General features: G+C 69.7%; 24 protein-coding genes. 19 read left to right on the plus strand and 5 right to left on the minus strand.

Annotation, left to right across the window (positions count from 1 at the left end; translation table 11 throughout):
* The first annotated feature begins 38 nt into the window (after nt 1–38).
* The 5 genes from ACFPZ3_RS11415 (at nt 39) to ACFPZ3_RS11435 (ending at nt 3,936) form a co-directional block, all read left to right on the plus strand.
* Nucleotides 39–461, plus strand: a complete 423-nt coding sequence (locus ACFPZ3_RS11415; RefSeq protein ID WP_379513987.1) for a MarR family winged helix-turn-helix transcriptional regulator — start codon at nt 39–41, stop codon at nt 459–461.
* A gap of 47 nt (nt 462–508) precedes the next feature.
* The gene (locus ACFPZ3_RS11420; protein WP_379513988.1) at nt 509–1,684 is read left to right on the plus strand and encodes an MFS transporter; all 1,176 of its coding nucleotides are present in this window, start codon (nt 509–511) and stop codon (nt 1,682–1,684) included.
* 14 nt (nt 1,685–1,698) lie between these two features.
* The gene (locus ACFPZ3_RS11425; RefSeq protein ID WP_379513989.1) at nt 1,699–2,541 is read left to right on the plus strand and encodes an endonuclease/exonuclease/phosphatase family protein; all 843 of its coding nucleotides are present in this window, start codon (nt 1,699–1,701) and stop codon (nt 2,539–2,541) included.
* Nucleotides 2,542–2,604: 63 nt separating this feature from the next.
* The gene (gene pdxT, locus ACFPZ3_RS11430; protein WP_379513990.1) at nt 2,605–3,183 is read left to right on the plus strand and encodes a pyridoxal 5'-phosphate synthase glutaminase subunit PdxT; all 579 of its coding nucleotides are present in this window, start codon (nt 2,605–2,607) and stop codon (nt 3,181–3,183) included.
* A 3-nt stretch (nt 3,184–3,186) separates the two neighbouring features.
* Nucleotides 3,187–3,936, plus strand: coding sequence for a YebC/PmpR family DNA-binding transcriptional regulator (locus ACFPZ3_RS11435; RefSeq protein WP_379513991.1), 750 nt, complete (start codon nt 3,187–3,189; stop codon nt 3,934–3,936).
* 274 nt (nt 3,937–4,210) lie between these two features.
* On the opposite strand, the gene ACFPZ3_RS11440 is transcribed toward ACFPZ3_RS11435, so the two are convergent.
* The gene (locus tag ACFPZ3_RS11440) at nt 4,211–4,357 is read right to left on the minus strand and encodes a hypothetical protein (RefSeq protein ID WP_379513992.1); all 147 of its coding nucleotides are present in this window, start codon (nt 4,355–4,357) and stop codon (nt 4,211–4,213) included.
* A gap of 348 nt (nt 4,358–4,705) precedes the next feature.
* Here ACFPZ3_RS11440 and ACFPZ3_RS11445 point away from each other — a divergent pair, with 348 nt between their 5' ends.
* From ACFPZ3_RS11445 to ACFPZ3_RS11490, 10 genes are all read left to right on the plus strand, one after another.
* Nucleotides 4,706–6,601 carry a hypothetical protein gene (locus ACFPZ3_RS11445; RefSeq protein ID WP_379513993.1) on the plus strand — a complete coding sequence of 632 codons (1,896 nt, stop codon included), beginning with the start codon at nt 4,706–4,708 and terminating at the stop codon, nt 6,599–6,601.
* Nucleotides 6,602–6,612: 11 nt separating this feature from the next.
* On the plus strand, nt 6,613–7,755 hold the full coding sequence (locus ACFPZ3_RS11450; protein ID WP_379513994.1) for a GNAT family N-acetyltransferase: 1,143 nt from the start codon (nt 6,613–6,615) through the stop codon (nt 7,753–7,755).
* A 90-nt stretch (nt 7,756–7,845) separates the two neighbouring features.
* On the plus strand, nt 7,846–8,376 hold the full coding sequence (gene ruvC / locus ACFPZ3_RS11455; RefSeq protein ID WP_379514084.1) for a crossover junction endodeoxyribonuclease RuvC: 531 nt from the start codon (nt 7,846–7,848) through the stop codon (nt 8,374–8,376).
* A gap of 582 nt (nt 8,377–8,958) precedes the next feature.
* The gene (ruvA, locus tag ACFPZ3_RS11460) at nt 8,959–9,579 is read left to right on the plus strand and encodes a Holliday junction branch migration protein RuvA (protein ID WP_379513995.1); all 621 of its coding nucleotides are present in this window, start codon (nt 8,959–8,961) and stop codon (nt 9,577–9,579) included.
* Nucleotides 9,580–9,849: 270 nt separating this feature from the next.
* Nucleotides 9,850–10,881, plus strand: coding sequence for a Holliday junction branch migration DNA helicase RuvB (gene ruvB, locus ACFPZ3_RS11465; protein ID WP_379513996.1), 1,032 nt, complete (start codon nt 9,850–9,852; stop codon nt 10,879–10,881).
* Between the two features lie 215 nt (nt 10,882–11,096).
* On the plus strand, nt 11,097–11,489 hold the full coding sequence (gene yajC / locus ACFPZ3_RS11470; RefSeq protein WP_379513997.1) for a preprotein translocase subunit YajC: 393 nt from the start codon (nt 11,097–11,099) through the stop codon (nt 11,487–11,489).
* Between the two features lie 44 nt (nt 11,490–11,533).
* Entirely contained in the window at nt 11,534–13,333 is a 1,800-nt protein-coding gene (secD, locus tag ACFPZ3_RS11475; protein ID WP_379513998.1) for a protein translocase subunit SecD, read from the plus strand.
* Nucleotide 13,334: 1 nt separating this feature from the next.
* Complete coding sequence (gene secF / locus ACFPZ3_RS11480) at nt 13,335–14,321, plus strand: protein translocase subunit SecF (RefSeq protein WP_379513999.1); 987 nt, start codon at nt 13,335–13,337, stop codon at nt 14,319–14,321.
* A gap of 158 nt (nt 14,322–14,479) precedes the next feature.
* The gene (locus tag ACFPZ3_RS11485) at nt 14,480–15,013 is read left to right on the plus strand and encodes an adenine phosphoribosyltransferase (RefSeq protein ID WP_379514000.1); all 534 of its coding nucleotides are present in this window, start codon (nt 14,480–14,482) and stop codon (nt 15,011–15,013) included.
* A 188-nt stretch (nt 15,014–15,201) separates the two neighbouring features.
* The gene (locus tag ACFPZ3_RS11490; RefSeq protein ID WP_379514001.1) at nt 15,202–17,394 is read left to right on the plus strand and encodes a RelA/SpoT family protein; all 2,193 of its coding nucleotides are present in this window, start codon (nt 15,202–15,204) and stop codon (nt 17,392–17,394) included.
* Nucleotides 17,395–17,444: 50 nt separating this feature from the next.
* Here the strand turns inward: ACFPZ3_RS11490 and ACFPZ3_RS11495 are convergent, their stop codons facing one another.
* The 3 genes from ACFPZ3_RS11495 to ACFPZ3_RS11505 form a co-directional block, all read right to left on the minus strand.
* Nucleotides 17,445–18,533 (minus strand): cupin domain-containing protein, encoded by a 1,089-nt coding sequence (locus ACFPZ3_RS11495; RefSeq protein WP_379514002.1) that lies wholly within the window; start codon nt 18,531–18,533, stop codon nt 17,445–17,447.
* Nucleotides 18,534–18,712: 179 nt separating this feature from the next.
* Nucleotides 18,713–19,942 (minus strand): DUF349 domain-containing protein, encoded by a 1,230-nt coding sequence (locus tag ACFPZ3_RS11500; protein ID WP_379514003.1) that lies wholly within the window; start codon nt 19,940–19,942, stop codon nt 18,713–18,715.
* 62 nt (nt 19,943–20,004) lie between these two features.
* On the minus strand, nt 20,005–20,880 hold the full coding sequence (locus ACFPZ3_RS11505; protein ID WP_379514004.1) for a peptidylprolyl isomerase: 876 nt from the start codon (nt 20,878–20,880) through the stop codon (nt 20,005–20,007).
* Nucleotides 20,881–21,018: 138 nt separating this feature from the next.
* Here ACFPZ3_RS11505 and ACFPZ3_RS11510 point away from each other — a divergent pair, with 138 nt between their 5' ends.
* Genes ACFPZ3_RS11510 through aspS form a run of 3 tightly spaced genes read left to right on the plus strand, consistent with a single transcriptional unit; the run spans nt 21,019 to nt 24,750 of the window.
* On the plus strand, nt 21,019–21,699 hold the full coding sequence (locus tag ACFPZ3_RS11510) for an MBL fold metallo-hydrolase (RefSeq protein WP_379514005.1): 681 nt from the start codon (nt 21,019–21,021) through the stop codon (nt 21,697–21,699).
* On the plus strand, nt 21,699–22,958 hold the full coding sequence (gene hisS / locus ACFPZ3_RS11515) for a histidine--tRNA ligase (RefSeq protein ID WP_379514006.1): 1,260 nt from the start codon (nt 21,699–21,701) through the stop codon (nt 22,956–22,958). The genes ACFPZ3_RS11510 and hisS overlap by 1 nt, the downstream gene beginning before the upstream one ends.
* A gap of 55 nt (nt 22,959–23,013) precedes the next feature.
* Nucleotides 23,014–24,750 (plus strand): aspartate--tRNA ligase, encoded by a 1,737-nt coding sequence (gene aspS, locus ACFPZ3_RS11520; protein ID WP_379514007.1) that lies wholly within the window; start codon nt 23,014–23,016, stop codon nt 24,748–24,750.
* A gap of 56 nt (nt 24,751–24,806) precedes the next feature.
* Here aspS and ACFPZ3_RS11525 read toward each other — a convergent pair whose 3' ends face one another.
* Nucleotides 24,807–25,718 carry a peptidylprolyl isomerase gene (locus ACFPZ3_RS11525; RefSeq protein ID WP_379514008.1) on the minus strand — a complete coding sequence of 304 codons (912 nt, stop codon included), beginning with the start codon at nt 25,716–25,718 and terminating at the stop codon, nt 24,807–24,809.
* Nucleotides 25,719–25,885: 167 nt separating this feature from the next.
* Here ACFPZ3_RS11525 and ACFPZ3_RS11530 point away from each other — a divergent pair, with 167 nt between their 5' ends.
* The gene (locus ACFPZ3_RS11530) at nt 25,886–26,365 is read left to right on the plus strand and encodes a DUF2231 domain-containing protein (protein ID WP_379514009.1); all 480 of its coding nucleotides are present in this window, start codon (nt 25,886–25,888) and stop codon (nt 26,363–26,365) included.
* The last annotated feature ends 72 nt before the right edge of the window (nt 26,366–26,437 follow it).

The following is a 26,437-nucleotide window of genomic DNA, read 5'->3' on the forward strand; positions in this document are numbered from 1 at the left end:
GGTGGAATATTAGCCTGGCTAAGTTAGTTGGGCTAAGCATGAGGGACGATCCCACTCACCTGGCCGATCAGGTCTCCACGGTGCTGCGGCACCTGGTCCTCCTGCTCAGGCGCACAGTCGCCGGCCAGCCCGTCACCAGCCAGCAGTACAGCGTCATGGGCTCGCTCGAACAGGGCGCCCGCCGCATGACCGCGCTGGCCGAGGAGCACGCCGTGCAGCTCCCCACCATGACCGTCCAGATCAACCGGCTGGCGGACGCGGGCCTCGTGACCCGCGGCTCCGACCCCGCCGACGCGCGGGTCAGGACGGTCGAGCTCACCGGCGAGGGACGCGAACGGCTGCGCGCCGTCCGCCAGGCCAGGATCGCCTACCTCACCCGGGAACTGGCCGCGCTCAGCGAGAACGAGCGCGCCACACTCGCGGCCGCCCTGCCCGTGCTGGCGAAGCTCGGCCGCTCGTAGAAGTAAGGAGCAGTATGCAAACCGGCGGCGGAATCCTCCGTCAGCCCATGTCCGTCTGGGCCACCGCGTTCGCCGCGGTCGTGGCCTTCATGGGCATCGGGCTCGTCGACCCGATCCTCCCTTCCATCGCCCAAGGGCTGAAGGCCACCCCGAGCCAGGTGTCCCTGCTGTTCACCAGCTATTTCCTGGTGACGGCCGTGGCCATGCTGATCACCGGCTGGGTCTCCAGCCGCATCGGCGGCAAGCGCACGCTGCTGGCCGGGCTGGCGCTGGTGATCGTGTTCGCCGCGCTGGCCGGCACCTCCGGCAGCGTCGCCGAGCTCGTCGGCTTCCGCGCCGGCTGGGGCCTGGGCAACGCGCTGTTCGTGGCCACCGCCCTGGCCGTCATCGTCGGCGCCGCCAGCGGTGGCGCGGAATCGGCCATCATCCTGTACGAGGCCGCGCTCGGCCTCGGCATCTCCGCGGGCCCACTCGTCGGCGCCCTGCTCGGCGACTGGAACTGGCGGGCCCCGTTCTTCGGCACCGCCACGCTCATGGCCGCCGGCCTGGTGCTGATCGTCACGCTGCTCAAAGCCACGCCCAAGCCCGCGGTCAGGACCAGGCTCAGCGCCCCCATCAGGGCTCTGGGCCACGGCGGCCTGTCCACGACCGCCTTCACCGCGCTGTTCTACAACTTCGCGTTCTTCACGATCCTGGCCTTCACCCCGTTCATTCTGCACATGACCCCCTACGGCATCGGCTCCGTCTTCTTCGGCTGGGGCGTCTGCGTGGCACTGGCCTCGGTCTTCGGGGCGCCGCCGCTGCAGCGCAAGATGGGCTCGGTGAACGTGCTGCACCTGGCGCTGGCCCTGCTCGCCGTCTTCCAGATCGGCATCGCGCTGTCCGGGCACGTGGGCGTCATCGTGTTCACCATCCTGTCCGGCATCCCCATCGGCCTCAACAACACCGTTTTCACCGAGTCGGCCATGGAGGTCTCCGACGCGCCCAGGCCGGTCGCGTCGGCGGGCTACAACTTCGTGCGCTGGATGGGGGGCGCGCTGGCGCCGTTCATCGCCACCAAGCTGGGCGAGGAGATCGGCGTCTCCGTGCCGTACGTGCTGGGGGCCGTCTGCTGCCTCGCCGGCATGGCCGTCCTCTACCTGCGGCGGCACCACCTGCGCTCGCTGGTCCGGGTGGACGCCGGCCACACGATGCGCGACGTGGCGACAGTGCCCTCCACCTGATTTGATGTCTCACCATGGTGGGACACGTACTGGTGCTCGTGGCGTCGCTGCTCACAGCACCTTTACGTACGGATCTGTCGGTGATGACGTGGAACGTCTGCACCGGCACCAACTCCGACTGCCGCTTCTACCGCGCCAGCGCGATCGAACTGGCCGGGAACATCGGCCGGCAGGTCCCCGCCAGGACAGACGTGATCTTCCTCCAGGAGTTCTGCACGGGCGCGGCGGGCACGCTGGAGCTCTGGCTCGAACAACGCACCGGCCGGCCGTGGACGGTCGGCTCATGGGGCCTGACCACGCAGGACGGCAAACCGTACGCCTGCCACCCTGACCGCCTCGGCCGCCCGCGCGGCGCGCAGAGCATCGCGGTCGCGGTGGCGGATGACGCGGTCACGTTCGAGATCCACCCGCTGCCCGCGCCGCCGTGGTACGTCAAACGGGCGGCCATCTGCGCCACCGTTCCCGCCGTGAAGGTCCGCGCGTGCGGCACCCACCTGTCCTCCGGCGGCGCCTACGACGACCGTCAGCCCGGCGCGCCCTACCGGACCGAGCAGCTCGAACGCCTGATGGAGGTGGCCGCCAGGCCCGGGTACCGGACGGTCGTGGGCGGCGACCTCAACGTCTCGCCGCCCGACAGCGGGTACGGCTCCGCCGCCGGCCGCCGTGCCGTCGCCCCGCTCTACCGCGCGTACCAGGAATGCGACCAGCGGGGCGCACGGCGTACCGGAGGGTGGACTCGCGAGGGCAGGAAGCTCGACTACCTGTTCGCCCCCAAGGGCAGCGTGCGGCGCTGTCACGTCGCGCGGGAGGTGACGTGGTCCGACCACAAGCCCGTCCACATCGAGGTGGCCCCCTAGGAAGATGCCGGGCCGCCCTGGTGTTGAATTGTCGGAACCCGTAAGCGGACGAAAGGATCGACTGTGCCCACGATCGGTGTACTCGCCCTCCAAGGAGACGTGCGTGAGCATGCGCGCATGCTTCAGGAGGCGGGCGCGACGGCCGTCGCCGTACGCCGCCCCGCCGAGCTGGACGCGGTCGACGCCCTGGTCATCCCCGGTGGCGAGTCGACCACGATGTGGAAGCTCGCCGAGATCTTCGACATGTTGCAACCCCTGCGGCTGCGGATCAAGGAAGGCATGCCCGCCTACGGCTCCTGCGCCGGCATGATCATGCTGGCCGACCGGATCGAGGACGGCGCCGCCGGGCAGCAGACCATCGGCGGCATCGACATGGTGGTCAGGCGCAACGCGTTCGGCCGCCAGGTCGACTCCTTCGAGTCCGACCTGCGCTTCGGCGGGGAGCTGGTGCACGCGATCTTCATCCGCGCGCCCTGGGTCGAATCCGTCGGCCCGGATGTCGAAGTGCTGGGCAGGTCCGAGCCTGGGGATAGGATCGTCGCGGTCCGTCAAGGGCCGTTGCTCGCTACGTCGTTCCATCCCGAGCTCACCGGGGACGTACGCGTGCACCGTTACTTCGTAGACATGGTGAGGGAGCTCTAGGTAATGTCCGGCCACTCCAAATGGGCGACGACGAAGCACAAGAAGGCCGCGCTCGACGCCAAGCGCGGCAAGCTGTTCGCCAAGCTCATCAAGAACATCGAAGTGGCGGCCCGGACCGGTGGCCCTGACCCGGACGCCAACCCCACCCTCTTCGACGCCATCTTCAAGGCGAAGAAGAACTCCGTGCCCAACGACAACATCGAGCGGGCGCGCAAGCGCGGCGGCGGCCTGGAGGCCGGCGGCGCCGACTGGCAGACGATCATGTACGAGGGCTACGCGCCCGGCGGCGTCGCGGTGCTCATCGAGTGCCTCACCGACAACCGCAACCGCGCCGCCTCCGAGGTGCGCGTCGCGCTCACCCGCAACGGCGGCTCACTGGCCGACCCCGGGTCCGTCTCCTACATGTTCAACCGCAAGGGCGTCGTCATCGTGCCCAAGGACGGGCTCGACGAGGACACTGTGCTGATGGCCGTGCTCGACGCGGGCGCCGAGGAGGTCAACGACCTGGGCGAGTCCTTCGAGGTCGTCTCCGAGGCCGGGGACCTGGTGCCGGTGCGCAAGGCGTTGCAGGAGGCCGGGATCGACTACGACTCGGCCGAGTCCGGGTTCCTGCCCACGATGAGCGTGCCGCTCGACGAGGACGGGGCAAAGAAGGTGTTCCGGCTCATTGACGCGCTGGAGGACAGCGACGACGTACAGAACGTCTTCGCCAACTTCGACGTGTCCGACGACGTCCTGGCCGCCCTCGACTAACCCGACCCCACACAGCCGTCCGCTTCCGCTCGGCCCGGCCGTCCGGTCCGCTCAGCTTTATGTAGCTGGTCGCTGCGCACAGGCGAGCGGCTTAAGCGCTGCAAGGGTTCGGCTTCCTGTACCACTTGGCGGTCTGCCGGTCCCGGCGCGGCATTCCTGTCCCGCTCGGGCCGCCTGCTGGGGCCCGACGGTCCTGATTTGGGCAGCAGTTCTGCTTGGGGCTGCACGCTACCCAGCCTCGTCGGACCTCGGCGTTCGGTGCGGCCATCGGCGCTCATACGGCTGCCCCCACCGATCCCGCCTGGGCCGCCGACGCCGCGAGTCGCGCTGCGGCGGGCGCACCAGGGGCCGCCGCGACGCCGAGCCTCCCGGTGACGCCCAGCATCCCGGTGACGCCCAGCATCCCTGCGACATCCAGCATCCCTGCGACGCCCAGCGCCTGTGATGCCTACCCCTGCGATGCCAGAATCCCTGCGACGCCGAGGGCGCCTGCGACGCCGAGGGCGCCTGTGACGCTCACCATGCCTGCGACGCCGAGGGTGGCGCGACGCTGAGGGCGCCTTTGGTGCTCAGCATGCCTGCGACGCCAGAGCGCTTGCCCGCGCCGGGTCGGTGGGACGAGGTGCGGTGGAGCTCGGCGCCTGGGGTCGGTGGGTGAGCGGCCACCCGGAGCAGCCATGTCTTTCCCCGAGGGAAATCTCTCAACGCACGGGGAGAGGTGAATGGCTGGGCGTGCGCGGGCTTCTGCGGCGGCGTAGGGTCGGGCGACGTGACTTCCCCCAACCCTCCTCAGGCGTACGCACCCGCGCTCGGCTGGCTGCTGGCCGTACCGGCGCTGCTCGGCACCCTCATCACGCTTGTACTGCCGACCGCCCAGACGATTTGGCTGAGCTTCCAGAGCGGCGGCGTCCTGCGGGAGAGCGCGTACGTGGGGACCGACAACTACGTCGAGCTGCTGGGTGACGACGAGTTCTGGCGGGCACTGGGGTTCACGCTCTCACTGACCCTGATCCCGCTGCTGGTGGCGGTGGTGGTGGGGCCGCTGCTGGCGCTGGCGCTCGACCGGGCGGGCACGTGGCCGAGGCGGGCAGGGCGGATCGCGCTCTCCCTGGCCGTCGTCGCCTTCTCCCCGGTCGCGGTCGCGGCCTCCTGGACAGTGGGCCTGTCACCGGAATCCTCCGGCCTGGCCGCCTTGGCCGAGGGCCTGCGCGAACCGGCCACGGCCCCTGGGGCGCTCCGGCTGATCGTCGCGGCGGCCACGTTCGGGATCGTGTGCGCGCTGGCCGTGATCGCTTTCCTGCCGGCTCTGCGCGGCGGCACGGCCGGTCCTGCGATGCTCGCCGTAGGGGCTCTCGTCGCGCTCGCCACGATCGCCGTGGGGCTCCAGGCGTTCTCCATCGGCCTGGTGCTCACGAGGGGAGGCCCTCAGCGCTCCACAGAGACGCTCGCAGGTCTTCAGTACGACTACGCCTTCAGAATGGCCGAATTCGGCCCTGGGGCGTCCGTCGCGGCCCTCACAGGGGTGATCCTCGGCGCGCTGGGCATCGTCGCCACGGTCATCGCGGTCGCGACCCGGCTCCGCATCACCGTGACCCCGCGCCTCGTACCCGCTGGGAAGGCCTACGACTCGCCCGCGGCACCCCATGACACGTACGGTCCGCAAGCAGCCTATGGCGGGCAAGCCCCTTATGCCCCGCCTGGCACCGCCGGCCAGCAAGGCACCCCCAGCCCCTTCGGCAGCCCAGCTCCTCATGACACGCCCAGCCCGCAGGGAGCCCCTGGCCCGCACGGAGGCCCTGGTCTTCAGGGAGCCCCAGGCGTTCAGGGTCCGCTGGCCCAGGGCATCTGGCCCGTTGCGGGTGCACCCGGGATACCTGCGCCCGGGATGCCTGAGGTCGGTGCCGGAGAACGGCGGCGGCCCGGACCTGTGTGGGTGGCGGTCGGGGTCGTGGCGCTGGTGGTGGTCGTGGCCGTCGCCGTCCTGTGCGCCTGGCCCTGGATCGACGGCGTGCTGGGCTCGCCCCCCAGCCCGGCCGGAGACCTCCGCACGCAGGTCAACACGTGGATCCCCGCCCTCTTCGGCGCTCTCATCTCGGTCGGCGTGGCGTACCTGGCCGCCCTCGGCATCGGCGGCCTGCGACCCCTCGGACGCGGCAGCGAGTGGCTGTTGCTGGCCTTCGCCCCCTGGCTGTTCGTCGGCCCCGGCCCCCTCGGCGTCGTCAACTGGCAGAACATCCGCAACCTGGGCCTCATCGACTCCTTCCCCGCCCTCATCCCGCCCCTGCTGGTGAGCGTCCCCGCCCTGTTCGTCCTCACGTTGCTCTGCAAGGGGCTGGCCGGCCGTACCGACAGGGACTTCTTCGGCGGCGTGTTCCTGCCGTCGCTCCCCATGGCGGGCATCCTGGTCGGCGCCGTCACTCTCATGAACGCCCACGACCTGCTCTGGCCGCTCCTGGTGGCCCAGAACGCCGACCTGTTCACCACCCCGGTCGCCCAGATGAACCAGCTCTCCTCATTCACCGCGTCCGCGCCCGACGTCGGCGCCGCCACGCCGCTGGTCGTGGTCGCCGTCGCGCTGGTCGCTCTGGTGGCCGCCCAGCTCCTCTACCTCGACAGGCTCGCCGTCGTGGCAAATGGTTCGCGGGCACGTACGCGGGCTGCGTAGGTTGTCTCTCTATGGAAATTCGCGACCTGACCGTCGACGACCTCGACGACGTCCTGGACCTCCGTAAACGTTCGTTCGGCCCCCTGTCGGCGGACGCTCAGGGGAGGTGGCGCCTAGCCGTGCTCCCGACGCTCGCCGAGGGCCGCTACCTGGGGGTGTTCGACGGCACCCGGCTGGCCGCGGCGGCCCGGCTGCGCGCGTTCACGCAGTGGTGGCACGGCAGGCCGCAGCCGATGGCCGGTGTCGCGGGGGTCACGGTCAGCCCGGAGGACCGCGGCCGCGGCGTCGGCTCCGCCATCATGCGGGCCGTCATCGACCGTGCCGCCGAGCTGGGTGACGCGGTCTCCGCCCTCTATCCGGCCACCACGGCCATTTACCGCGGGGTCGGCTACGAGCACGCCGGAGCCCAGCACAACGTCAGGATCCCCGCCGAGTCGCTGCGCAGGATCCGTCCGTCGGGGCAGGTCAAGCTGCGCAGGATGGGTCCTGGCGACGGTGCCGGGCTGGTCTCGGTGCTGCGCCGCGTCCACGAGGCCGCGCGCGCGAGCGGGCCCATCTCGTACGACGAGCGCACCTGGGACCTGTGGCTGGCCGACGAGGACGACTTCCTGTACCTCGCCGACGACGGCTACGTCATCTACCGGTGGCGGGGCGACGACATGGAGGTCGACAACCTCGTCGCCGCCTCCCCCGAGACCCTGCGCGCCCTGTGGGCCATGGTCGGCAGCGCGTCCACGATCGCCCGCCACGTCGTCGCCTCCGTGGCGCCCGACGACCCCGTGTTGTGGCTGCTCCACGAGCGGACGAAGGAGCAGGTCAAGCAGGTGCGGTGGATGTTCAGGGTGGTGGACGTGGCCGCGGCCGTCGAGCGCAGGGGCTACCCGGCGCACGTGTCCTGCGACGCCGTCGTCACCGTGGACGACCCGATCAGGGGCGGGGGTACGTACCGGCTGGACATCTCCGGCGGATCGGGCGCGGCCACGTCCGTCGGGGAGCGCGGTGTCACGCTCTCAGTGAACGGCTTCTCCGCCCTGTACGCCGGGATCCCGCCGCACACCCTGCGGCTCTGTGGCCTCATGTCCGGAGATGACCGGTACGACGAGGTCCTCGGAGCGGCCTTCGCCGCGAAGCCGTACATGCTCGACTACTTCTGACAGGCGTTTCCCGATGCGCGCCCCCCGCGGCCGGAGTAAAGTCTCCTGCCGAACAGATGTTCGGCGAAGCGGCCTCGGGAGGGCATGCCGGTGCGGGTGATGGGCGTCGATCCGGGGCTGACACGGTGCGGTCTGGGCGCTGTCGAGGGGCGTCCTGGGGCGCCGCTGACACTGGTGTCCGTCGGGGTGGTGCGCACCGGGGCCGACGAGGAGCTCGGGGCCCGGCTCGTCGGCATCGAGGCGGGGATCGAGCAGTGGCTCGACGACATAAGACCCGACGCGGTGGCGGTCGAGCGCGTCTTCAGCCAGCACAACGTACGCACCGTGATGGGCACCGCGCAGGCGGCGGGCATCGCGGTCCTGTGCGCGGCCAGGCGCGGGCTGCCGGTGGCGCTGCACACGCCGTCCGAGGTCAAGGCCGCCATCACGGGCAGCGGCACGGCCGACAAGAAGCAGATCGGCGCCATGGTCACCCGCCTGCTACGGCTCACCGAGATGCCCAAGCCCGCCGACGCGGCCGACGCGCTCGCCCTGGCCATCTGCCACATCTGGCGCGGCGGCGCCCAGCACCGCCTTGCGGCGGCCCTGGCCAAAGCCACGCGGAAGGATGTCCGGCGGTGATGGGGGAGGGCTGCGGCAGGCACGACTCGCGCCTTCGTACCGCACGCCCCAAGCCCGCCGCGGGCAGCCCACGGGCGCGCACGATGGCTTGGCACGCCCCTCGCGTTCCTCACGGGACTGGTGGCGATGCCCGTGCACGATGGGCCTGGTGTGCCGCTCGCCCTGGGCGGGTTTCCAAGTCTTGGGCTCCGGGACGCTGGCGAGGTGTCTCCGGGCGCGGATCGCGGCTCTGTGGTCCCATGGTGGGTCGGATGATGCGTGTGGTGACCGTGATCCGTGGTGAGATGTGGATGCCGGTGGCAGAGGTCCGCGGGCGGAGATGGTGGCTTTGCGGGCAGAGACGGCAGCCTGGCGTCGCTCATGGTCTTGCGTCGCCCACGGCTCGGCCGTGGCTCCTGGCTGGGCGGGTTTCCTGGCTGGGTGGGTTTCCTGGCTCGGCCGCGGCTCATGGTTCGGTGCCGCTCCTGGCTCAGCTGTGGCTCTGGCTCCGCGTCGCTCGTGGCGTTGCCAGTCCGGGCTGTTGGTGCAGCCGGTGAAAGAGCTGAGTCGTGACGGAGGCAGGGACGTGACAGGAGGCCGGGCGTGATCGCGTCGGTGGCGGGCAAGGTGACGGCGATAGCGCCGGACGGTGCCGTGATCGAGGTCGGCGGTGTCGGCATCCTCACTCACTGCACTCCCGGCACGCTGGCGACGCTGCGGATGGGCGAGGAGGCGCGCCTGGCCACGACGCTGGTGGTGCGCGAGGAGTCACTCACCCTCTACGGCTTCGCCACCGACGACGAGCGGGCCGTGTTCGAACTGCTGCAGACGGCCAGCGGCGTCGGCCCCAAGCTGGCGCTGGCGATGCTCGCCGTGCACACGCCCAACGCGCTCCGGGTGGCCGTGGCCAGTGCCGACCTCAAGGCGCTCACGCAGGTGCCAGGAATCGGGCAGAAGGGGGCACAGCGTATCGTCCTGGAGCTGAAGGACCGGCTCGGGACCCCCGAGGAGGCCGTCAACGCCGCGATCAACGGGCAGCGGCGAGTGGTGGTGTGGCGCGAACAGGTCCACTCGGGACTGGTGGGACTGGGCTATTCCAGCAAGGACGCCGACGAGGCCATCATCGTCGTGGAACCCGACGCCGACGCCGACATCGCCGCCGGCCGTCAACCTCAGGTGGCCGCCCTCCTGAAGGCCGCACTCCGCTCCCTGAGCATCCGATGACCGCGCTGTCTCGCGCCTGGGCCGCACACACCCCGGAGACCACCACGTCGCCACCGTCCGCCACAGGTGCGCCGCCGCCCGCCGTGCGTACGCGACCGTCCGCCGCAGGTACGTCGTTGCTGTCCGCGGTGCGTGCGTCGCCGTCTGTCTCAAGCGCGCCGCCGTTTGCTACGGATGCCTCGCCATCCTCCGTGCGTATGCCGCAGTCCGCTGAAGGCGTAGGCGCGCGACCCACCGCCCAGATCACCGACGAGGGGAGGAGAGGCCGGGATGGGCTTTGAGAGGGAGATCCTGTCGCCTGACGCCGGAGGCGACGAACTGCAGATCGAGGCCGCGCTACGCCCCAAGAGCCTCGGCGAGTTCATCGGCCAGGGCCGCGTACGCGAACAGCTGTCCCTCATCCTCGAAAGCGCCCTGCGCCGCCAACGCCCGCCCGACCACGTCCTCATGAGCGGCTCCCCCGGCCTGGGCAAGACGACGCTGGCGATGATCGTCGCGGCCGAGCTGAACGCGCCGCTGAGGATCACCTCGGGCCCGGCCCTGGAGCGCGCGGGGGACCTCGCGGCGATCCTGTCGACGCTGGCCGACGGCGAGGTGCTGTTCATCGACGAGATCCACCGGATGGCCAGGCCCGCCGAGGAGATGCTTTACCTGGCCATGGAGGACTTCAGGGTCGACATCATCGTCGGCAAGGGGCCGGGCGCCACCGCGATTCCGCTGGACATCGCGCCCTTCACGCTGGTCGGCGCCACCACCCGTGCGGGGCTGCTGCCCGCGCCCCTGCGCGACCGGTTCGGCTTCACGGCCCACATGGACTTCTACGAGGTCGGCGAGCTGGAACAGGTGCTCTACCGCTCGGCCAAGCTGCTCAGCCTCACCCTGCCCGACGAGGGCGCGCACGAGATCGCCCGCAGGTCGCGGGGCACGCCGCGCATCGCCAACCGGCTGCTGCGCCGCGTGCGCGACTTCGCCGACGTGCGGGCCGACGGCCTGATCAACAGGGAGATCGCCTCGGCGGCGCTCAACCTGTACGAGGTGGACGCCGAAGGGCTGGACCGGCTCGACCGCGCGGTGCTCGGCGTGTTGCTGAAGAAGTTCGGCGGCGGCCCGGTCGGCCTGTCCACGCTGGCGGTGGCCGTGGGGGAGGAGCCGGAGACGGTCGAGGTGGTGGCCGAGCCGTTCCTCGTACGCCAAGGTCTGCTGGCCAGGACCCCGCGCGGCCGGGTCGCGACCGCGGCGGCCTGGACCCATCTCGGCATGACTCCGCCCCCTGATGCGTTCGGAGCCGCACTTTTCGACTGATTACAGAACGGTTGCAACCATTTCAAATTGGGAACTTCCCCGCGCGCCGAAACGCTGCCTCGTTGCCGCGTTTCGCAACAAGCGCCTACACTCCGTGGCTTGGCTGGCTGTGTAGGCTGACGGGCTGAGCGGCGCGGCCCGAAGCAACCAACGCACGGAATTTCCGGCGCGAGGCCGGTGTCAACTTCTTGTACGACTATGGAAGGTCGCCCCTGATGGACATGGGACAACTCGGAAGCATCCTGCCGCTGATTCTCCTGGTGGTGGTGTTCTACTTCTTGCTGATCCGCCCCCAGCGAAAGCGCCAGCAAGAGGCGGCCAAGATGCAGAACTCGCTGGCTCCAGGGAGCCGGGTCATGACCACGACGGGCCTGTTCGCCACCGTGGTCGCGGTGGACAACGAGGACGTCGTCCTCGAGGTCGCGCCGGGGATCGAGACCCGCTGGGTGAAGGCCGCAATCGGCCGCGTCATCACGCCCGGCGACGCTCCGGCCGGCGAGGACGAGCCGGAGGCCCAGGAGTCCGACCGCGACGATGACGGCAAGGAGGAGTCGGAGGCCACCGTGGAGCGTAATGGCGACCAGGGCTCCAGTACGAAGCAGTCCTGACTAAGCTCTGCCAGAAACCCCTAATCTGAAAGAACTGACGACCAGTGGCCCGACCGACCAGCCGCCACAGCCGACCGGGGCGTACGCTCCTGGTCCTGCTGGCGCTCATCCTCGCCCTGGGCGGGACGATGTTCCTGCAGCAGGCGTTCACGCCCAAGCTGGGGCTCGACCTCGCCGGCGGCACGACGGTGACTCTGTCGCCCGTGACCCAGAACAACGCGGCGCCGCCGGAGGAGATCCTCGACCGCGCGGTCAACATCATCCGCGACCGTGTCAACGGCACCGGAGTCTCCGACGCTGAGGTCGCCAAGTCCGGCGACAACATCATCATCTCCATCCCGGGCGTCGGTCAGAGCGAGGCCATCAAGCTGGTCGCGACCACCGCGGAGCTGCGTTTCCGCCAGGTGCTCGCCATGGCGGCCACGCAGATCCCGCAGGAGCTGGCCACCAACGCGCCGACGCCGAGCGGCTCCGTGAGCCCCTCGGGCTCCCCGAGCCCGTCGGCGAAGCCGTCCACCTCCCAGTCGGTCACGACTCCGAGCGCCTCCCCGACGGGTAAGGCGCTCTCGTCCGCACTGACGGCCCCGACGCCCGCGCCTTCGTCTTCGCAGCAGGAGGCCCAGCCCTCCAGCAGCGCGCAGACCGGCCAGAAGCAGGACACCAAGAAGGGCCAGGACGCCAAGTCCACGCCGTCGGGCAGCCCGACGGCCGAGGCCAGCACGCCGCCCGCGCAGGACCCCAACGCCGGCATCGACACCACGGGTGTCGACCCGGCGGTGCTGCAGAAGTTCAACAAGCTCGACTGCGCCGACCCGGCCAACCGCGGCCAGGGCGTCCAGGACGACCCGAACAAGCAGTACGCGGCCTGTGAGACCGACGGCAGCTACAAGTACGTCCTCGACGTCGCCAAGGTCGTCGGCACCGACATCAACACGGCCTCCGCGGGCGTCCAGCAGGGCACCACCGAGTGGCTCGTGCAGCTCGACTTCAAGAGCAAGGGCGCGGGTGAGTGGAGCAAGCTCACCACCACCGCCTACAACGCGCAGGAGCCGCGCAACAAGGTCGCGGTCGTGCTCGACGGCGTCGTCATCACCGCGCCCAACATCATCAGCCCGATCCCCGGCGGACGGGCCGAGATCACGGGCGGCTTCAACCAGCAGAGCGCCACCAACCTGGCCGACCAGCTCAAGTACGGCGCCCTGCCGCTGAAGTTCAACCGCAGCTCGATCGACACGGTCTCCTCGACGCTCGGCCAGGACCAGCTCCAGGGCGGTCTGATCGCCGGTCTGATCGGCCTGGGGCTCGTGCTCGTCTACTGCCTGTTCTACTACCGGGGCCTGGGCATCGTGGCGGTCCTGAGCCTCGTGGTGGCCACGATCCTCACGTACACGGCGGTGGTCGTGCTCGGCCACAACGCCAACTTCAGGCTCTCCCTGGCCCACATCATCGGCCTGGTGGTCTCGATCGGCATCACCGCCGACTCCTTCATCGTGTATTTCGAACGCATACGTGATGAGATGAAGGAAGGGCGGCGGACGCTTCGCGCGGCCGTCGAGGTGGCCTGGGTCCGTGCCCGGCGCACGATCCTGATCGCCGACGCCGTCATGTTCATCGCCGCGATCGTGCTCTACTTCCTGGCGGTGGGCGGTGTGGCCGGGTTCGCCTTCGCGATGGGCCTGACCACGCTGATCGACATCGTGGTGGTGTTCCTGTTCACCAAGCCGTTCATCGCCCTGCTGGCGAGGGTGAAGTTCTTCGCCAAGGGGCACCCGCTGTCGGGTCTCGACGCCGAGCGCATGAGCGAGGCGCCGTCCGGCCGCACGACCACTCCGCAGGAGGCCTGAGATGGGATTGGCGCGTCGCCTCTACCGCGGCGAGATCGACGTCGACTTCGTCGGCAAGTGGAAGCTGTGGTACGGCCTGTCCGGCTTCCTGCTGGTCATCTCGCTGGCCGGTCTGCTGATCAACGGGCTCAACCTGGGTGTGGAGTTCAGGGGCGGATCGGTCTTCTCGTTCAAGGCGCCGAGCAGCACCATCGAGCAGGTGCGCGAGACCTTCCAGGACGAGGGCGTGCACCAGCCGATCGTGCAGACGGCCGGCGACCGGTGGCGGGTCACCACCGAGACGCTCTCGGAGAGCACCATGAACCAGGTGCAGACCGCCATCGCCAAGGACTTCAGCGTCCCCGCCGACCAGGTCGACATCCAGTCGATCGGCGCGTCCTGGGGCGGTGAGGTCTCCCAGAAGGCCTGGATAGGCCTGGGCGTGTTCATGCTGGCGATCATCTTGTACCTCTCGATGGCGTTCGAGCCGAAGATGGCGCTGGCCGCGATCGTCGCGCTCGTCCACGACCTCGTCATCACGGCAGGTGTCTATGCCTGGTCGGGCTTCGAGGTCACGCCCGCGACGCTGCTGGGCTTCCTGACCATCCTCGGTTACTCGCTCTACGACGCGGTCGTGGTGTTCGACATGATCAAGGAGGTCACGGCCAAGCTGGGGCACACGTCCAAGCAGACATACTCGATGGCCGCCAACAACGCGCTCAACCACACGCTGATCCGATCGCTGAACACCTCGCTGGTCGCGATCCTGCCGGTGGCGGCGATCCTGTTCATCGGCACCACGCTGCTCGGCGCGGGCACCCTGAAGGACCTGTCGCTGGCGCTGTTCGTCGGCATGATCGTCGGCACGTACTCGTCGTTGTGCGTCGCCACGCCGCTGCTGGTGACGCTCAAGGAGCGCGAGCCGAAGTACCAGGCCATCGCCAGGAGGCTCGCCTCCACCGGAGGCGGCAAGAAAGGTTCCAAAAGCGCGGCCGTAGCCAAGGGCTAGCCGGAGCTCAGACGACGCCCCCGCCCGATGAAGGGCGGGGGCGTCGTCTCGTGTACGCCCGGATCACGCGCGGGCCTCACAGGGGCCTCTCAGAGGCTCTCGTACGGAGTGAGGTCCGGAATGCACCATCATGGAGCGCGGCAGACGCCCGGTGAGAGATGCGAGGGAACACCATGACCGAGCTGAGCACGATCATCCTGGACCGGATCAGGGATGTGCCCGACTACCCCAAGCCGGGGGTCATGTTCAAGGACATCACCCCGCTCCTGGCCGACCCCATCGCGATGGCGGCCGTGGTGGACGCGCTGGCCGGGCTCGAGCAGGTGGACAAGATCGTGGGGATCGAGGCGCGGGGCTTCATCCTGGCGGCGCCGGTGGCCTACCGGGCGGCGGCCGGGTTCGTGCCGGTGCGCAAGAAGGGGAAACTGCCCGCCGAGACCCTGGAAGAGTCCTACGATCTGGAGTACGGCTCCGCGACCATCGAGGTCCACCGTGACGCCTTCACGCCCGGCGAGCGAGTTCTCATCGTCGACGACGTGCTGGCCACCGGAGGCACCGCGAAGGCCACCGTGGAGCTCGTACGGAGGGCCGGGGCTGAGGTCGTCGGCATCGCCGTGCTGATGGAACTGGCCTTCCTCAAGGGACGTGAGCGACTTGGGGGAGTGGGACTGCACTCCCTCGTGATCGTCTGAGCCCGGCCCGCGACGGTCCAGGTTGGCCACCTGGATACACTGGGTGGATCTGGACTCGAACGTGAGGAGCCACTGCGTGAGGAGTCTGTGTGCCCCGTGATGTGGTCGCGCCCGACGTGACCGACTCTGGTAACGCCGAAGCGCCCGGCGTTCCGGCGGTGCGTCGAAGGCGGTTTGGGGGTGGGGCCATGAATCCGGTGCTTGAGCCGTTGTTCAGGACGGTCCGGGCCACCCATCCCAAGGCCGACCTGCGGTTGATCGAGCGTGCCTACGACGTCGCCGCCTACCACCACCGCGACCAGAAGCGGAAGTCCGGCGACCCGTACATCACGCACCCACTCGCAGTGGCGACCATCCTGGCCGAGCTCGGCACCGACGACGAGACGTTGTGCGCGGCGCTGCTCCACGACACGGTGGAGGACACCGCCTACAGCCTCGACGAGCTGCGCGGTGACTTCGGCGACACGATCGGGTCCCTGGTCGACGGGGTCACCAAGCTCGACAAGGTCAAGTTCGGCGACGCGGCGCAGGCCGAGACCGTGCGCAAGATGGTCGTCGCCATGTCGCGCGACATCCGCGTGCTGATCATCAAGCTGGCCGACCGCCTGCACAACATGCGCACCATGCGTTACCTGCCGGAGCACAAGCGGCACCAGAAGTCGCGCGAGACGCTGGAGATCTTCGCCCCGCTCGCCCACCGCCTGGGCATGAACACGATCAAGTGGGAGCTCGAGGACCTCGCCTTCGCCATGCTCTACCCCAAGCGCTACGACGAGATCGCGCGCATGGTGTCGGAGCGGGCGCCGCGCAGAGACCTGTTCCTGCAGGAGGTCATCGAGAAGGTCTCCGGCGACCTGCGCGAGGCGAAGATCCGCGCGGTGGTCAAGGGACGGCCGAAGCACTACTACTCGGTCTACCAGAAGATGATCGCGCGTGACGTGGCGTTCGACGACATCTACGACCTCGTGGGCATCCGCGTGCTGGTCGACAGCGTGCGTGACTGCTATGCCGCGCTCGGCACCATCCACGCCAGGTGGAACCCGGTGCCCGGGCGGTTCAAAGACTACATAGCGATGCCCAAGTTCAACATGTACCAGTCGCTGCACACCACGGTGATCGGTCCCGAGGGCAAGCCCGTGGAGCTGCAGATCCGCACCCACGCGATGCACCACAGGGCCGAATACGGCGTGGCCGCGCACTGGAAGTACAAAGAGGAGGTCGGCGCCCCCGGCCCCACCGGCAAGGTCAAGCCGGGCAGCGACATGGCCTGGCTGCGCCAGCTCCTCGACTGGCAGAAGGAGACCTCCGACCCGGGCGAGTTCCTGGAGTCGCTGCGCTTCGACCTGTCGGTCTCCGAGGTCTACGTGTTCACCCCGAAAGGGCAGGTCATCGCCCTGCCCGAGGGGGCCACACCGGTCGACTTCGCCTACGCCGTGCACACGGAGGTGGGCCATCGCTGTATCGGGGCCCGGGTCAACGGGCGGCTGGTGCCCCTGGAGTCGCGGCTCGGCAACGGCGACACGGTGGAGATCTTCACCTCGAAGTCGCCGGACGCCGGGCCGTCGCGCGACTGGCTGAAGTTCGTCAAGTCGGGTCGCGCCCGCAACAAGATCCGCCAGTGGTTCTCCAAGGAGCGCCGCGAGACCGCGATCGAGGCCGGCAAGGAGGCCATCGGCCGGGCCATGCGCAAGCAGGGCCTGCCGCTGCAGCGGCTCATGTCCGGCGAGGCGCTGCTGGCGCTGGCCCGCGACCTGCGCTATCCCGACGTGTCCGCGCTCTACGCGGCCGTGGGGGAGGGGCACATCGCGGCCCAGTCGGTGGTGCAGAAGCTGGTCGCCTCGATCGGCGGGGTGGACAGCGCCGAGGAGGACATCGCCGAGACCTCGCTGCCGACCCGCCTGCGCGGCCGCGCCCGTGGCGCCGGTGGCGCGGGCGTGGTGGCGGCGGGCGACGCCGACGTCTGGGTACGCCTGTCGAAGTGCTGCACCCCGGTGCCCGGCGACGAGATCGTCGGCTTCGTCACCAGGGGCCACGGCGTGTCCGTCCACCGGGGCGACTGCACCAACGTGCAGCAGCTCAAGACGCAGCCCGACCGTCTGGTCGAGGTGAGCTGGTCGCCCAGCGACGACAGCGTGTTCCTGGTGGCCATCCAGGTCGAGGCGCTCGACCGGCCGCGCCTGCTCTCCGACGTCACCCGCACCCTGTCCGACCAGCACGTCAACATCCTGAGCGCCTCGGTGACGACCTCGCGTGATCGGGTGGCGGTCAGCAAGTTCACCTTCGAGATGGGCGATCCGAAGCACCTGGGCCACGTGCTCAAGGCCGTACGCAGCATCCAGGGCGTCTTCGACGTCTACCGGGTGAGCGGCGCCGGCAGCTGAGCTCCCGCCCTTCTGGGGCGGGCCCTGAGCTGCGGGCGCCGGTACGCGCGTCAGCCCGCGAGGCTGGGGAGGTTGACCACGATCGCTTCCTGGGTGCTGCGGGCGATCACCACGACGGCCTCCTCCGAGGAGTCGGGGTTCTCCTCGCGGTGAGGCACGTACGGCGGCACGAACACGTAGTCACCGGGCCCCGCGTCGATGCGCGTCTCCCGTCCGTCATCCAGGAACACGAACGACGGTGTGCCGCTGACCACGTAGATCGCCGTCTCCGAGGCCCCGTGATGGTGGTCGGACGAGCGGGTGGCGGGGGCGACATGGGTCTGACCCATCCACAGCCGGGACGATCCGGTCGTGGCGCCGCTGATCGCGGCCAGCCGTCTCATGCCGGAGCTCTGCGCCGTATCGCCGGAGAGCTTCCCTGAGGCCATGTGACGCAGGCTCTGGTGAAAGGGGTCACCCTGGCTCCGGTAGCCCTCCCAGAGGCGCCCTCCGGCCCGCTCGAGCACGTCCGTGGCCACGGCGACCAGCCGTGCGGGGTCGGCGTGGGCCTCCAGCAGCTCATCCGCCAATGCCGCATCGTGCGCGCGCAGCTCGCGCAGCAGCCACTTGCCGCTGCCCTGCCACCTGCGTCCCATGCCCAGCGCGGCCCTGGCGGTGGCCTGGACGACCTCCCAGCCGATGAATGCCTGCTCGCCGGGATCCGCCGCCCCCGACAGGTCGTCCAGCAGGTCGGACAGCACGTATCTGGCCCGGTCCGCCTGGCCGGGCGTCTGCCCGGCGGGGCCGGCCGACACGCGTTCGGCCAGCACGCTCTGCAGGTCGCTCGCCCGGCCGCCCGTCCTGTCGGTCAGCACCGCGCCCTCGGCGCAGATGCGCGCCAGGGTGGGCCTGCGATCCTCGAAACCTCTCTCGACGTAGGCGGCCAGGCTGGTCTCGCTGTGCGCGAACAGCTCCACCGGCCACTCGCGCCAGCGCAGCGTCTCGCGGTAGGGGCGGTCCAGGCCGTCGAGCACCACGACGATGTCGAGATCGGAGGTGCTGGTGCGTTGCTCGGTGAGCACGCTGCCGCCGACGAAGGCGTACAGGGCGCCCGGGAACATCTCTTCGACGAGGGCACGCGCGGCGCTGACGGGATCCATGCCGGACAGCCTAGAGGCCCCGGGTGCTCCGATGAGGAGCCGTTGCGCCCGATGAGGAGCCGCGCGTTGAGAAGAGAGGCCGTGCCTCCGACGAGAGGGCATGCGCTGAGTGAGAGGGCATGCCTCCGGTGAGGGGCCGTGCTTCCGGCGAGGGGCCGTGGGGCGGCCCCGCGCCGGATTCAGCTGAACTCGGTCAGCGTGCGCTCGGCCTCCTCCAGCCACGAGCGGCGCGCGGTCAGCGCCTCCTCGGCCTCCTTGACGTCCTTGGCGCGCCCGGCGGTCTGCGCCTTGGACAGCCGCTTCTCGAGCTGCTCGATCGAGGTGCGGAGCTGGTCGACCGTGCTCTGGGCGCGGGCCCTTGCCTCGGGGTTGGAGCGCTTCCACTCCGCGTCCTCGGCCTTGCGCACGGCTTCGTCCACCTTGCGCAGCCCGCCTTCGAGCCGGTCGCGCTGCTCGCGCGGCACGGGACCGGCGGCCTCCCACCGCTCCAGGATGTGCCGCAGCGCCCCACGGGCCGTACGCACGTCGGTGACCGGCAGGATCTTCTCTGCCTCGGTCAGCAGCACTTCCTTGATCTCCGCATTGGCGGCCAGTGAGGCGTCGCGCTCGGCGAAGACCGCGGAACGGGCCTGGAAGAACAGGTCCTGGGCGCCCTTGAAGCGGGCCCACAGCTCGTCCTCGGCCTCGCGCGAGGCCCGGCCGGCGTTCTTCCACTGCTGCATCAGCTCGCGGTAGACGGCCGCGGTCGTGCCCCAGTCGGTCGAGTCCGCAATGGCCTCGGCCTCGGCGACGATCCGCTCCTTCTCGGCGCGCACGCCCTCGCGCTGCTCGTCGAGCCCCGCGAAGTACTGCTTGCGCCGCTTGGCGAACGCCGTGCGCGCGGCCGACAGCCGCTTCCACAGCGCGGCCTCGGTGACCCGGTCGATGCGGTCGGCGGCCTTCCACTCCTCGACGAGCTCACGCAGCCGCTCACCACCCGACTTCCAGTGGGTGGTCTCGTCGGCGATGCGCTCGGCCTCGCCGACGATGCGCTCCTTGACCAGCTTGGCCTCGGCCCGCGCCTGCTCGCGAGCGGCCTTGACCTCCTCGCGGCGCTGGGCGACGACCTCGGTCAGGCCGTCGAGCCGGGCCGTCAGCGCGGCCAGGTCGCCGATGGCGTGGGCGTCGGCGACCGCCTCGCGCAGCTTGGCGATGTTCGCCTCGGCCTGGGCCGGAGCCAGGTCGGTGCCCCTGACGCGCTGCTCCAGGAGCTGCACCTGACCGGCCAGTTCGTCGTACTTGCGATGGAAGTAGGCCAGTGCCTCTTCGGGTTCACCGGCCTGCCAGGAGCCGACGGCTCGCTCTCCCTCAGCCGTACGCACGTAGACGGTGCCGTCGTCGTCTACCCGGCCCCACGGGTCGGTGCTCACCGTGTCCTCCCGCACTATCCATCAGACCCTTCGGGACTACTTCGTCCCTAGTTTGTATTACGTCAGCTCTTGCCGGCGAATGTCACGTCTTTGATTTCGACGGATTGCTTAGGTGCCCCAGTCCCATCTCCCATGTCGGCGATGACGCCTGCTTTGCTCACCTTGTCCAGGATGTCGAGCCCCTTGGTGATCGTACCCACCGGCGTGTAATCGGGGGTGAGTTGGATGTCCCCGTAAACGAGGAAGAACTGGCTGCCCGTGCTGCCCGGCGCCTGCGTTTTGGCCATGGCCATCACGCCCCGCTTGTACTGGGCGCCCGTGAGGTTCTCCTCGGCCATGACGTAGCCGGGGCCGCCCGAGCCGTCCTGGCTCTTGCCGTCGGCCTTGGCCGTCGGGTCGCCGCACTGGAGCATCGGGAACTTCGCGCTGCCGAGCCGGTGGCACTTGCTGCCGTCGTAGTACTTCTTCTTCGCCAGGAACTCCAAGGAGTTGGTCGTGCACGGAGCCTTGGCGTTGTTCAGCTCCACCACGATGTCGCCCTGGTTCGTCTTGAGCGTCATCGCCTTCGTCGCCGGCTCGGTCTTGACCTTCGTCGGCGGCATGCCGACGTCCTTGACCTGACCGCCGGAGGCGTCCTTGGCGTAGTCGCACGTGCCCGTCGCCGCGTCGTACGGCTTCGGCCCCGTGGCCGCCGACGCCGACGCCGAGGCGGTGTCGGCGGGTGAGGCCGAGGGCGAGGCGGCCGCCTCCGTGCCCGTGTCATTGCCGCCGAGCAGCGCGACCGCGGCCACGATGCCGCCGACCACGATCACCACGCCGACGGTGGAGCCGATGATCGCCGTTCGCTTGGCCTTCTGCTCGCGCTCGATGCGGCGCTGCATCTGCCGCTCGTGGTGCTCGCGTGCCAGCTGCTTCTGCCGGTCCTTCCCCGTGGCCACCGCTTTGCCTCCCATAGTCAATCAACTGAGGTGGGCGAATCGTATCGGCCAACGGGTAATGATTCGCAGCCCGGCGACCCGCACCGGTACCCTTCGGTTACATTCCCATTGGCTTTTCGACGAGATCACCTGAGGCAGATGCTCATCGCCGGCTTCCCCGCAGGGGCCTTCCAGACCAATTGTTACGTCGTCGCGCCCGCCGCCGGCGAGGAGTGCGTGATCGTCGATCCAGGTCAGGACGCCACGGAAGGCGTGGACGAGCTGCTGCGCGAGCACCGGCTCAAGCCGGTCGCGGTCCTGCTCACCCACGGCCACCTCGACCACGTCTGGTCCGTGGCCCCGGTCTGCGGAGCGCGTGACGTGCCCGCGTGGATCCATCCGGACGACCGCCACCTGCTGAGCGACCCGGCGGCCGGCTGGTCCGGCACCAGCGCCTCGATGTTCGGCGGGCTGACGCTGAGCGAGCCCGACGACGTGCGCGAGCTGTCCGACGGCGCCGTGCTCCAGCTCGCCGGCCTCGAGCTCGTGGTCGATCACACGCCCGGCCATACCAAGGGGTCGGTGACCTTCCGGCTGCCCGTCGACGAGATCATGTTCGCGGGCGACCTGCTGTTCGCCGGCTCCATCGGCCGCTCCGACCTTCCCGGCGGCGACTACGCGACGATTCTGCGCAGCCTGGCTACCAAGTGCCTGCCGCTGCCTGACGATACGGTCGTCCTGCCGGGCCACGGACCACAGACCACGATCGGCCGCGAGCGCGCGACCAACCCATACCTGAAAGAGGCGGCGCCGCACGCCGGTCCCACACGAGGGATCTAATGAGCTTCCAAGCACCGAAAGGCACCTTCGACTGGTTGCCGCCCCGCTCCGAGCGGGTTCTCGCCGTGCGCGAGGCGCTGGCCGCGCCGCTGCGCCGGGCGGGATACGGTTACATCGAGACACCTGTCTTCGAGGACACACAGCTGTTCGCCAGGGGCGTCGGCGAGTCGACGGACATCGTCTCCAAGGAGATGTACACCTTCCCCGACAAGGGGGGCCGCTCCCTGACGCTGCGCCCCGAGGGCACGGCCTCGGTCGTGCGCGCGGTGCTGCAGCACAACCTGCACACCGGCCAGCTCCCGGTGAAGCTGTGGTATTCCGGCAGTCAGTTCCGCTACGAGCGTGCGCAGAAGGGCCGCTACCGGCACTTCTGGCAGGTCGGGGTCGAGGCACTCGGCTCGGAGGACCCGGCGCTCGACGCCGAGATCATCGTGCTGGGCGTCCGTGGCTTCGCCTCGCTCGGCCTGAAGAACGTCAGGCTGCTGGTCAACTCGCTCGGCGACAAGAACTGCCGGCCCGCCTACCGCGCGGCGCTGCAGGAGTTCCTGCGCGGCCTCGACCTCGACGAGGACACCCGCGCGCGCATCGAGATCAACCCGCTGCGGGTGCTCGACGACAAGCGGCCCGAGGTGCAGGCACAGCTCACCGGGGCACCGCTGGTCATCGATCACCTGTGCGCGGCCTGCAGGGCCTACCACGAGGAGGTCCGCGGCCTGCTGACCGCCTCCGACGTGGTCTTCGAGGACGATCCGCGGCTGGTGCGCGGCCTCGACTACTACACGCGCACCACGTTCGAGTTCGTGCACGACGGGCTCGGCTCACAGGCGGCCGTGGGCGGCGGCGGCCGCTACGACGGGCTCAGCGAGATGCTGGACGGCCCGCCGCTGCCCAGCGTCGGGTGGGCGATCGGCGTCGACCGCACGTTCCTGGCCATGCAGGCCGAGGGCTTGGTGGATGACGAGGCGCGCAGGCGCGTGCAGGTGTACGGTGTCCCGCTGGGTGACGACGCCCGCCGCCGCATGTTCCTGCTCGTCGACGAGCTTCGCGAGGCGGGCCTCAGCGCCGACATGGCCTTCGGCGGCAAGGGGCTCAAGGGCGCGATGAAGGGTGCCGACCGCTCGGGTGCCGCGTACGCGCTGATCCTGGGCGAGCGTGACCTCGCGGCCGAGGCCGTGCAAGTGAAGGACCTGGCCACCGCCGAGCAGGCCGAGGTGCCGCTGGCCCAGGTCGTCAAATTCTTGAAGGGGAAGGTGCAGTGACCGGCGAGCCAGGGCCGCTGCCGCCCCTCTCCTATCCGTATGAAGGGAAAGTGCAGTGATCCGCACGCATACCGCCGGGTCGCTCCGCGAGGAGCATGCCGGGCAGCAGGTGACGCTCGCAGGGTGGGTGGCCCGCCGCCGTGACCACGGCGGCGTCGTCTTCATCGACCTGCGTGACGCCTCCGGCTCGGCGCAGGTGGTCTTCCGCGAGGAGGACCACGCTCACGACCTGCGGGCCGAATACTGCGTGAAGGTCGTCGGCAAGGTCAGGTCGCGCCCCGAGGGCAACGACAACCCCGACCTGCCGACCGGCGCGATCGAGGTGGTGGCCGAGCGGGTCGAGGTGCTGAGCGAGTCCGCGCCGCTGCCGTTCCCGATCGAGGGCAACGTGGGGGTGTCGGAGGAGGCGCGGCTGAAGTACCGCTACCTCGACATCCGCCGTCAGCAGGTGGCCACCGCGATGCGCACGCGCTCGAAGGCGACCTACCTGACCAACGAGGTGATGCACGACCTCGGCTTCGTCTACGTCGAGACGCCCACCCTCACCCGGTCCACGCCCGAGGGCGCGCGCGACTTCCTGGTGCCGGTGCGCCTGCAGCCCGGCAACTGGTACGCGCTGCCGCAGTCGCCGCAGCTGTTCAAGCAGCTCCTGCAGGTGGCCGGGCTGGAGCGCTACTACCAGCTCGCCAAGTGCTACCGCGACGAGGACCTGCGGGCCGACCGGCAGCCGGAGTTCACGCAGATCGACGTCGAGATGTCCTTCGTGGACCAGGAAGACGTCATCGAGGTCGGCGAGAAGCTGATCGGCCGGCTGTGGAAGGAGATCGCCGGCTATGAGCTGCCGACGCCGCTGCCGCGCATGACCTACGCCGACGCCATGTCCCGCTACGGCTCCGACAAGCCGGACCTGCGCTTCGGCCAGGAGCTGGTCGAGATGACCGGCTACTTCGCGGGCACCTCCTTCCGCGTCTTCCAGGCCGACTACGTGGGCGCCGTGGTCATGCCCGGCGGCGGCTCGCAGACCCGCAAGGAGCTCGACGCCTGGCAGGAGTGGGCCCGCTCGCGCGGCGCCAAGGGCCTGGCCTACGTGCTCGTGCAGGAGGACGGCACGCTCGGCGGCCCGGTCGCCAAGAACCTGTCGGCCGAGGAGTTGTCCGGGCTGGCCGCCAAGGTCGGGGCCGAGCCGGGCGACGCGATCTTCTTCGCCGCCGGGGCCAGGAACGCCGCCCGCGACCTGCTCGGCGCGGCCCGCCTGGAGATCGGGCGGCGCTGCGGCCTGATCGACGAGTCGTTGTGGTCGTTCCTGTGGGTCGTGGACGCCCCCATGTTCGAGGAGGACGGTGAGGGCGGCTGGACGGCCGTGCACCACCCGTTCACCGGGCCGAAGCCGGAGTGGGCCGACAACTTCCAGGACCACCCTGGCGAGGCGCTGGCGTACGCGTACGACATGGTCTGCAACGGCATGGAGATCGGCGGCGGCTCGATCCGTATCCACCGCGCCGAGATGCAGCAGCGCGTCTTCGACGTGCTCGGCATCTCCAAGGAGGAGGCGGAGAGCAAGTTCGGCTTCCTGCTTGAGGCGTTCAAGTACGGCCCGCCCCCGCACGGAGGCATCGCCTACGGCTGGGACCGGATCTGCATGTTGTTGTCCGGTGGCGACTCGATCCGCGACGTGATCGCGTTCCCGAAGACGGCCTCCGGCTTCGACCCGCTCACGGGCGCGCCCACGCCGATCACCTCCGACCAGCGCAAGGAGGCGGGCGTGGACGCCCAGCCCAAGGCCGAGGCGTAACGAGCGCGAAAGCGGCAGGCACCCGGGGAGGGTGCCTGCCGCTTCGAGCGTGCCGCCTACTTGAGGGTGACCCGCTTGATGATGACCGGGTTCTTCGGCGCCGTGGAGCCGCCGTCGCCGGTGATGTCGTCGGCGTTGACGATCACGCCGTCCTCGGCGACCTTGTCGAGGATCTCCAGACCGGACTTCACCATGCCCAGAACCGAGTACAGCGGCTCGATCTGGGTGTTCTCGTCCGACAGCGAGATGGCGAACTGGCTGCTGTTCTGCCCCTCGGCGTCCAGCGGCTGCGTCAGGAACACCACGCCCCTGCCGTAGGGGATGGTGCCCACGGCCTCGTCCCCGAAGACGTACCCGGCGTTGCCCTGGCCGTCCGTGGGGTTCTTGCCGTCGGCCTTGGCCTGCGGGTCGCCGCACTGCAGCAGGAACAGCCCGGAGGTCTCGGGCTTCGCCAGGCGGTGGCACTTGGTCTTGTCGTAGAAGTGCTTCTTGGCCAGGAAGGCCATCGAGTTGACCGAGCACGGGGTGGCGTTCGGGTCGACGTCGATGACGATGTCGCCGTGGTTGGTGCTCACGGTCATCGTCGAGAGCTTCAGGTTGGGCTTCTTGCCCGGCAGGCCCACGTACTTGTGCGGGACCGAGTCGTCACGCTTGTACGTACATGAGATGTCGCTCGCCTTCTTCGGCTTCGTGGTCGGGAGCGCCGTCGGGCCCGCGGAGGGCAGGGCAGGGGCGGAGGCCGACGGCGAGGCCTGGGCCGAGGCAGGCTCCGAGCCGTCGTTGTTGACCAGGGTGGTCGCCGCGAAGATGCCACCGGCGACCACGACGACGGCTACGGCCGCGCCGATGAAGGTGTTCCGCCTCGACTTGGAGGTGTGCTCGGCAGCTCGCTTGGCCTGCCGCTCCTTGTGCTCCCGCGCCAGTTCGTTCTGGCGGTCGTCCTCGTTCTGGCGGTCGTCGCCGCTCACCGCTATGTCCTCTCGTCTTTGCCAACGCATGACCAAACAACTCCGCGCATGCTACCGGCCATCTATATGTGCCGGATGTAAGTGGCGAAAGCCGCATGTGGGACTGCTGAGGTCGCGAACCTTATCGTGCTCGCATTCGTAGTTGAAATGAGAACTAAGGAGCCCCGATGTTCGACGAGATCCTGGGCCTGCCGGCCCATCCCCTGATCATTCACTTCGCCGTGGTGCTGACTCCACTGCTCGTCGCCGTCGCGATCGTCTACGCGCTGCTGCCGCGCCTGCGTACGTACGTGGCGTGGGCGGTCGTGCTGCTCTCCCTGGCCGCGCCCATGGCGGTCTTCGCGGCCAGGCAGAGCGGTGAGAGCCTCAAGGCAGCCAGGTTCGGCACCGCGGAGGGCGAGATGGCCGCCCGCATCTCCACCCACCAGAGCTTCGCCAACCCGCTCCTGCTGTCGGTGATCGGCCTGGGCGTGGCCGCCCTGCTGCTCGTGTACGCCACCAGCCCGGCCCGCGACTCCATCGGCCGCGACCGCTTCGGCCGTACCGTCACGATGCTCCTGGCCGGGGTGACGGTGGTGCTGGCGGCGGTGGCCGGCTATTTCGTCTTCCGCGCAGGTGACTCGGGCGCCAGAGCCGTCTGGTCGTAGCCGGCGCGCCGCACCGTGTAATCTCGCGTTGTGGATAGCCTGTTCGACTCGGCGGCCGAGGAGGCCACCCCG

The organism is Nonomuraea insulae, from assembly GCF_042656245.1.

Bases quoted from the DNA above. Each gene is read 5' to 3' on its own strand.
- ACFPZ3_RS11415 (WP_379513987.1), top strand. From the start codon at position 39: ATGAGGGACGATCCCACTCACCTGGCCGATCAGGTCTCCACGGTGCTG.
- ACFPZ3_RS11420 (WP_379513988.1), top strand. From the start codon at position 509: ATGTCCGTCTGGGCCACCGCGTTCGCCGCGGTCGTGGCCTTCATGGGC.
- ACFPZ3_RS11425 (WP_379513989.1), top strand. From the start codon at position 1,699: ATGGTGGGACACGTACTGGTGCTCGTGGCGTCGCTGCTCACAGCACCT.
- ACFPZ3_RS11435 (WP_379513991.1), top strand. From the start codon at position 3,187: ATGTCCGGCCACTCCAAATGGGCGACGACGAAGCACAAGAAGGCCGCG.
- ACFPZ3_RS11440 (WP_379513992.1), bottom strand. From the start codon at position 4,357: ATGCTGGATGTCGCAGGGATGCTGGGCGTCACCGGGATGCTGGGCGTC.
- ACFPZ3_RS11450 (WP_379513994.1), top strand. From the start codon at position 6,613: ATGGAAATTCGCGACCTGACCGTCGACGACCTCGACGACGTCCTGGAC.
- ruvB (WP_379513996.1), top strand. From the start codon at position 9,850: ATGGGCTTTGAGAGGGAGATCCTGTCGCCTGACGCCGGAGGCGACGAA.
- yajC (WP_379513997.1), top strand. From the start codon at position 11,097: ATGGACATGGGACAACTCGGAAGCATCCTGCCGCTGATTCTCCTGGTG.
- secF (WP_379513999.1), top strand. From the start codon at position 13,335: ATGGGATTGGCGCGTCGCCTCTACCGCGGCGAGATCGACGTCGACTTC.
- ACFPZ3_RS11485 (WP_379514000.1), top strand. From the start codon at position 14,480: ATGCGAGGGAACACCATGACCGAGCTGAGCACGATCATCCTGGACCGG.
- ACFPZ3_RS11490 (WP_379514001.1), top strand. From the start codon at position 15,202: ATGAATCCGGTGCTTGAGCCGTTGTTCAGGACGGTCCGGGCCACCCAT.
- ACFPZ3_RS11495 (WP_379514002.1), bottom strand. From the start codon at position 18,533: ATGGATCCCGTCAGCGCCGCGCGTGCCCTCGTCGAAGAGATGTTCCCG.
- ACFPZ3_RS11510 (WP_379514005.1), top strand. From the start codon at position 21,019: ATGCTCATCGCCGGCTTCCCCGCAGGGGCCTTCCAGACCAATTGTTAC.
- hisS (WP_379514006.1), top strand. From the start codon at position 21,699: ATGAGCTTCCAAGCACCGAAAGGCACCTTCGACTGGTTGCCGCCCCGC.
- ACFPZ3_RS11530 (WP_379514009.1), top strand. From the start codon at position 25,886: ATGTTCGACGAGATCCTGGGCCTGCCGGCCCATCCCCTGATCATTCAC.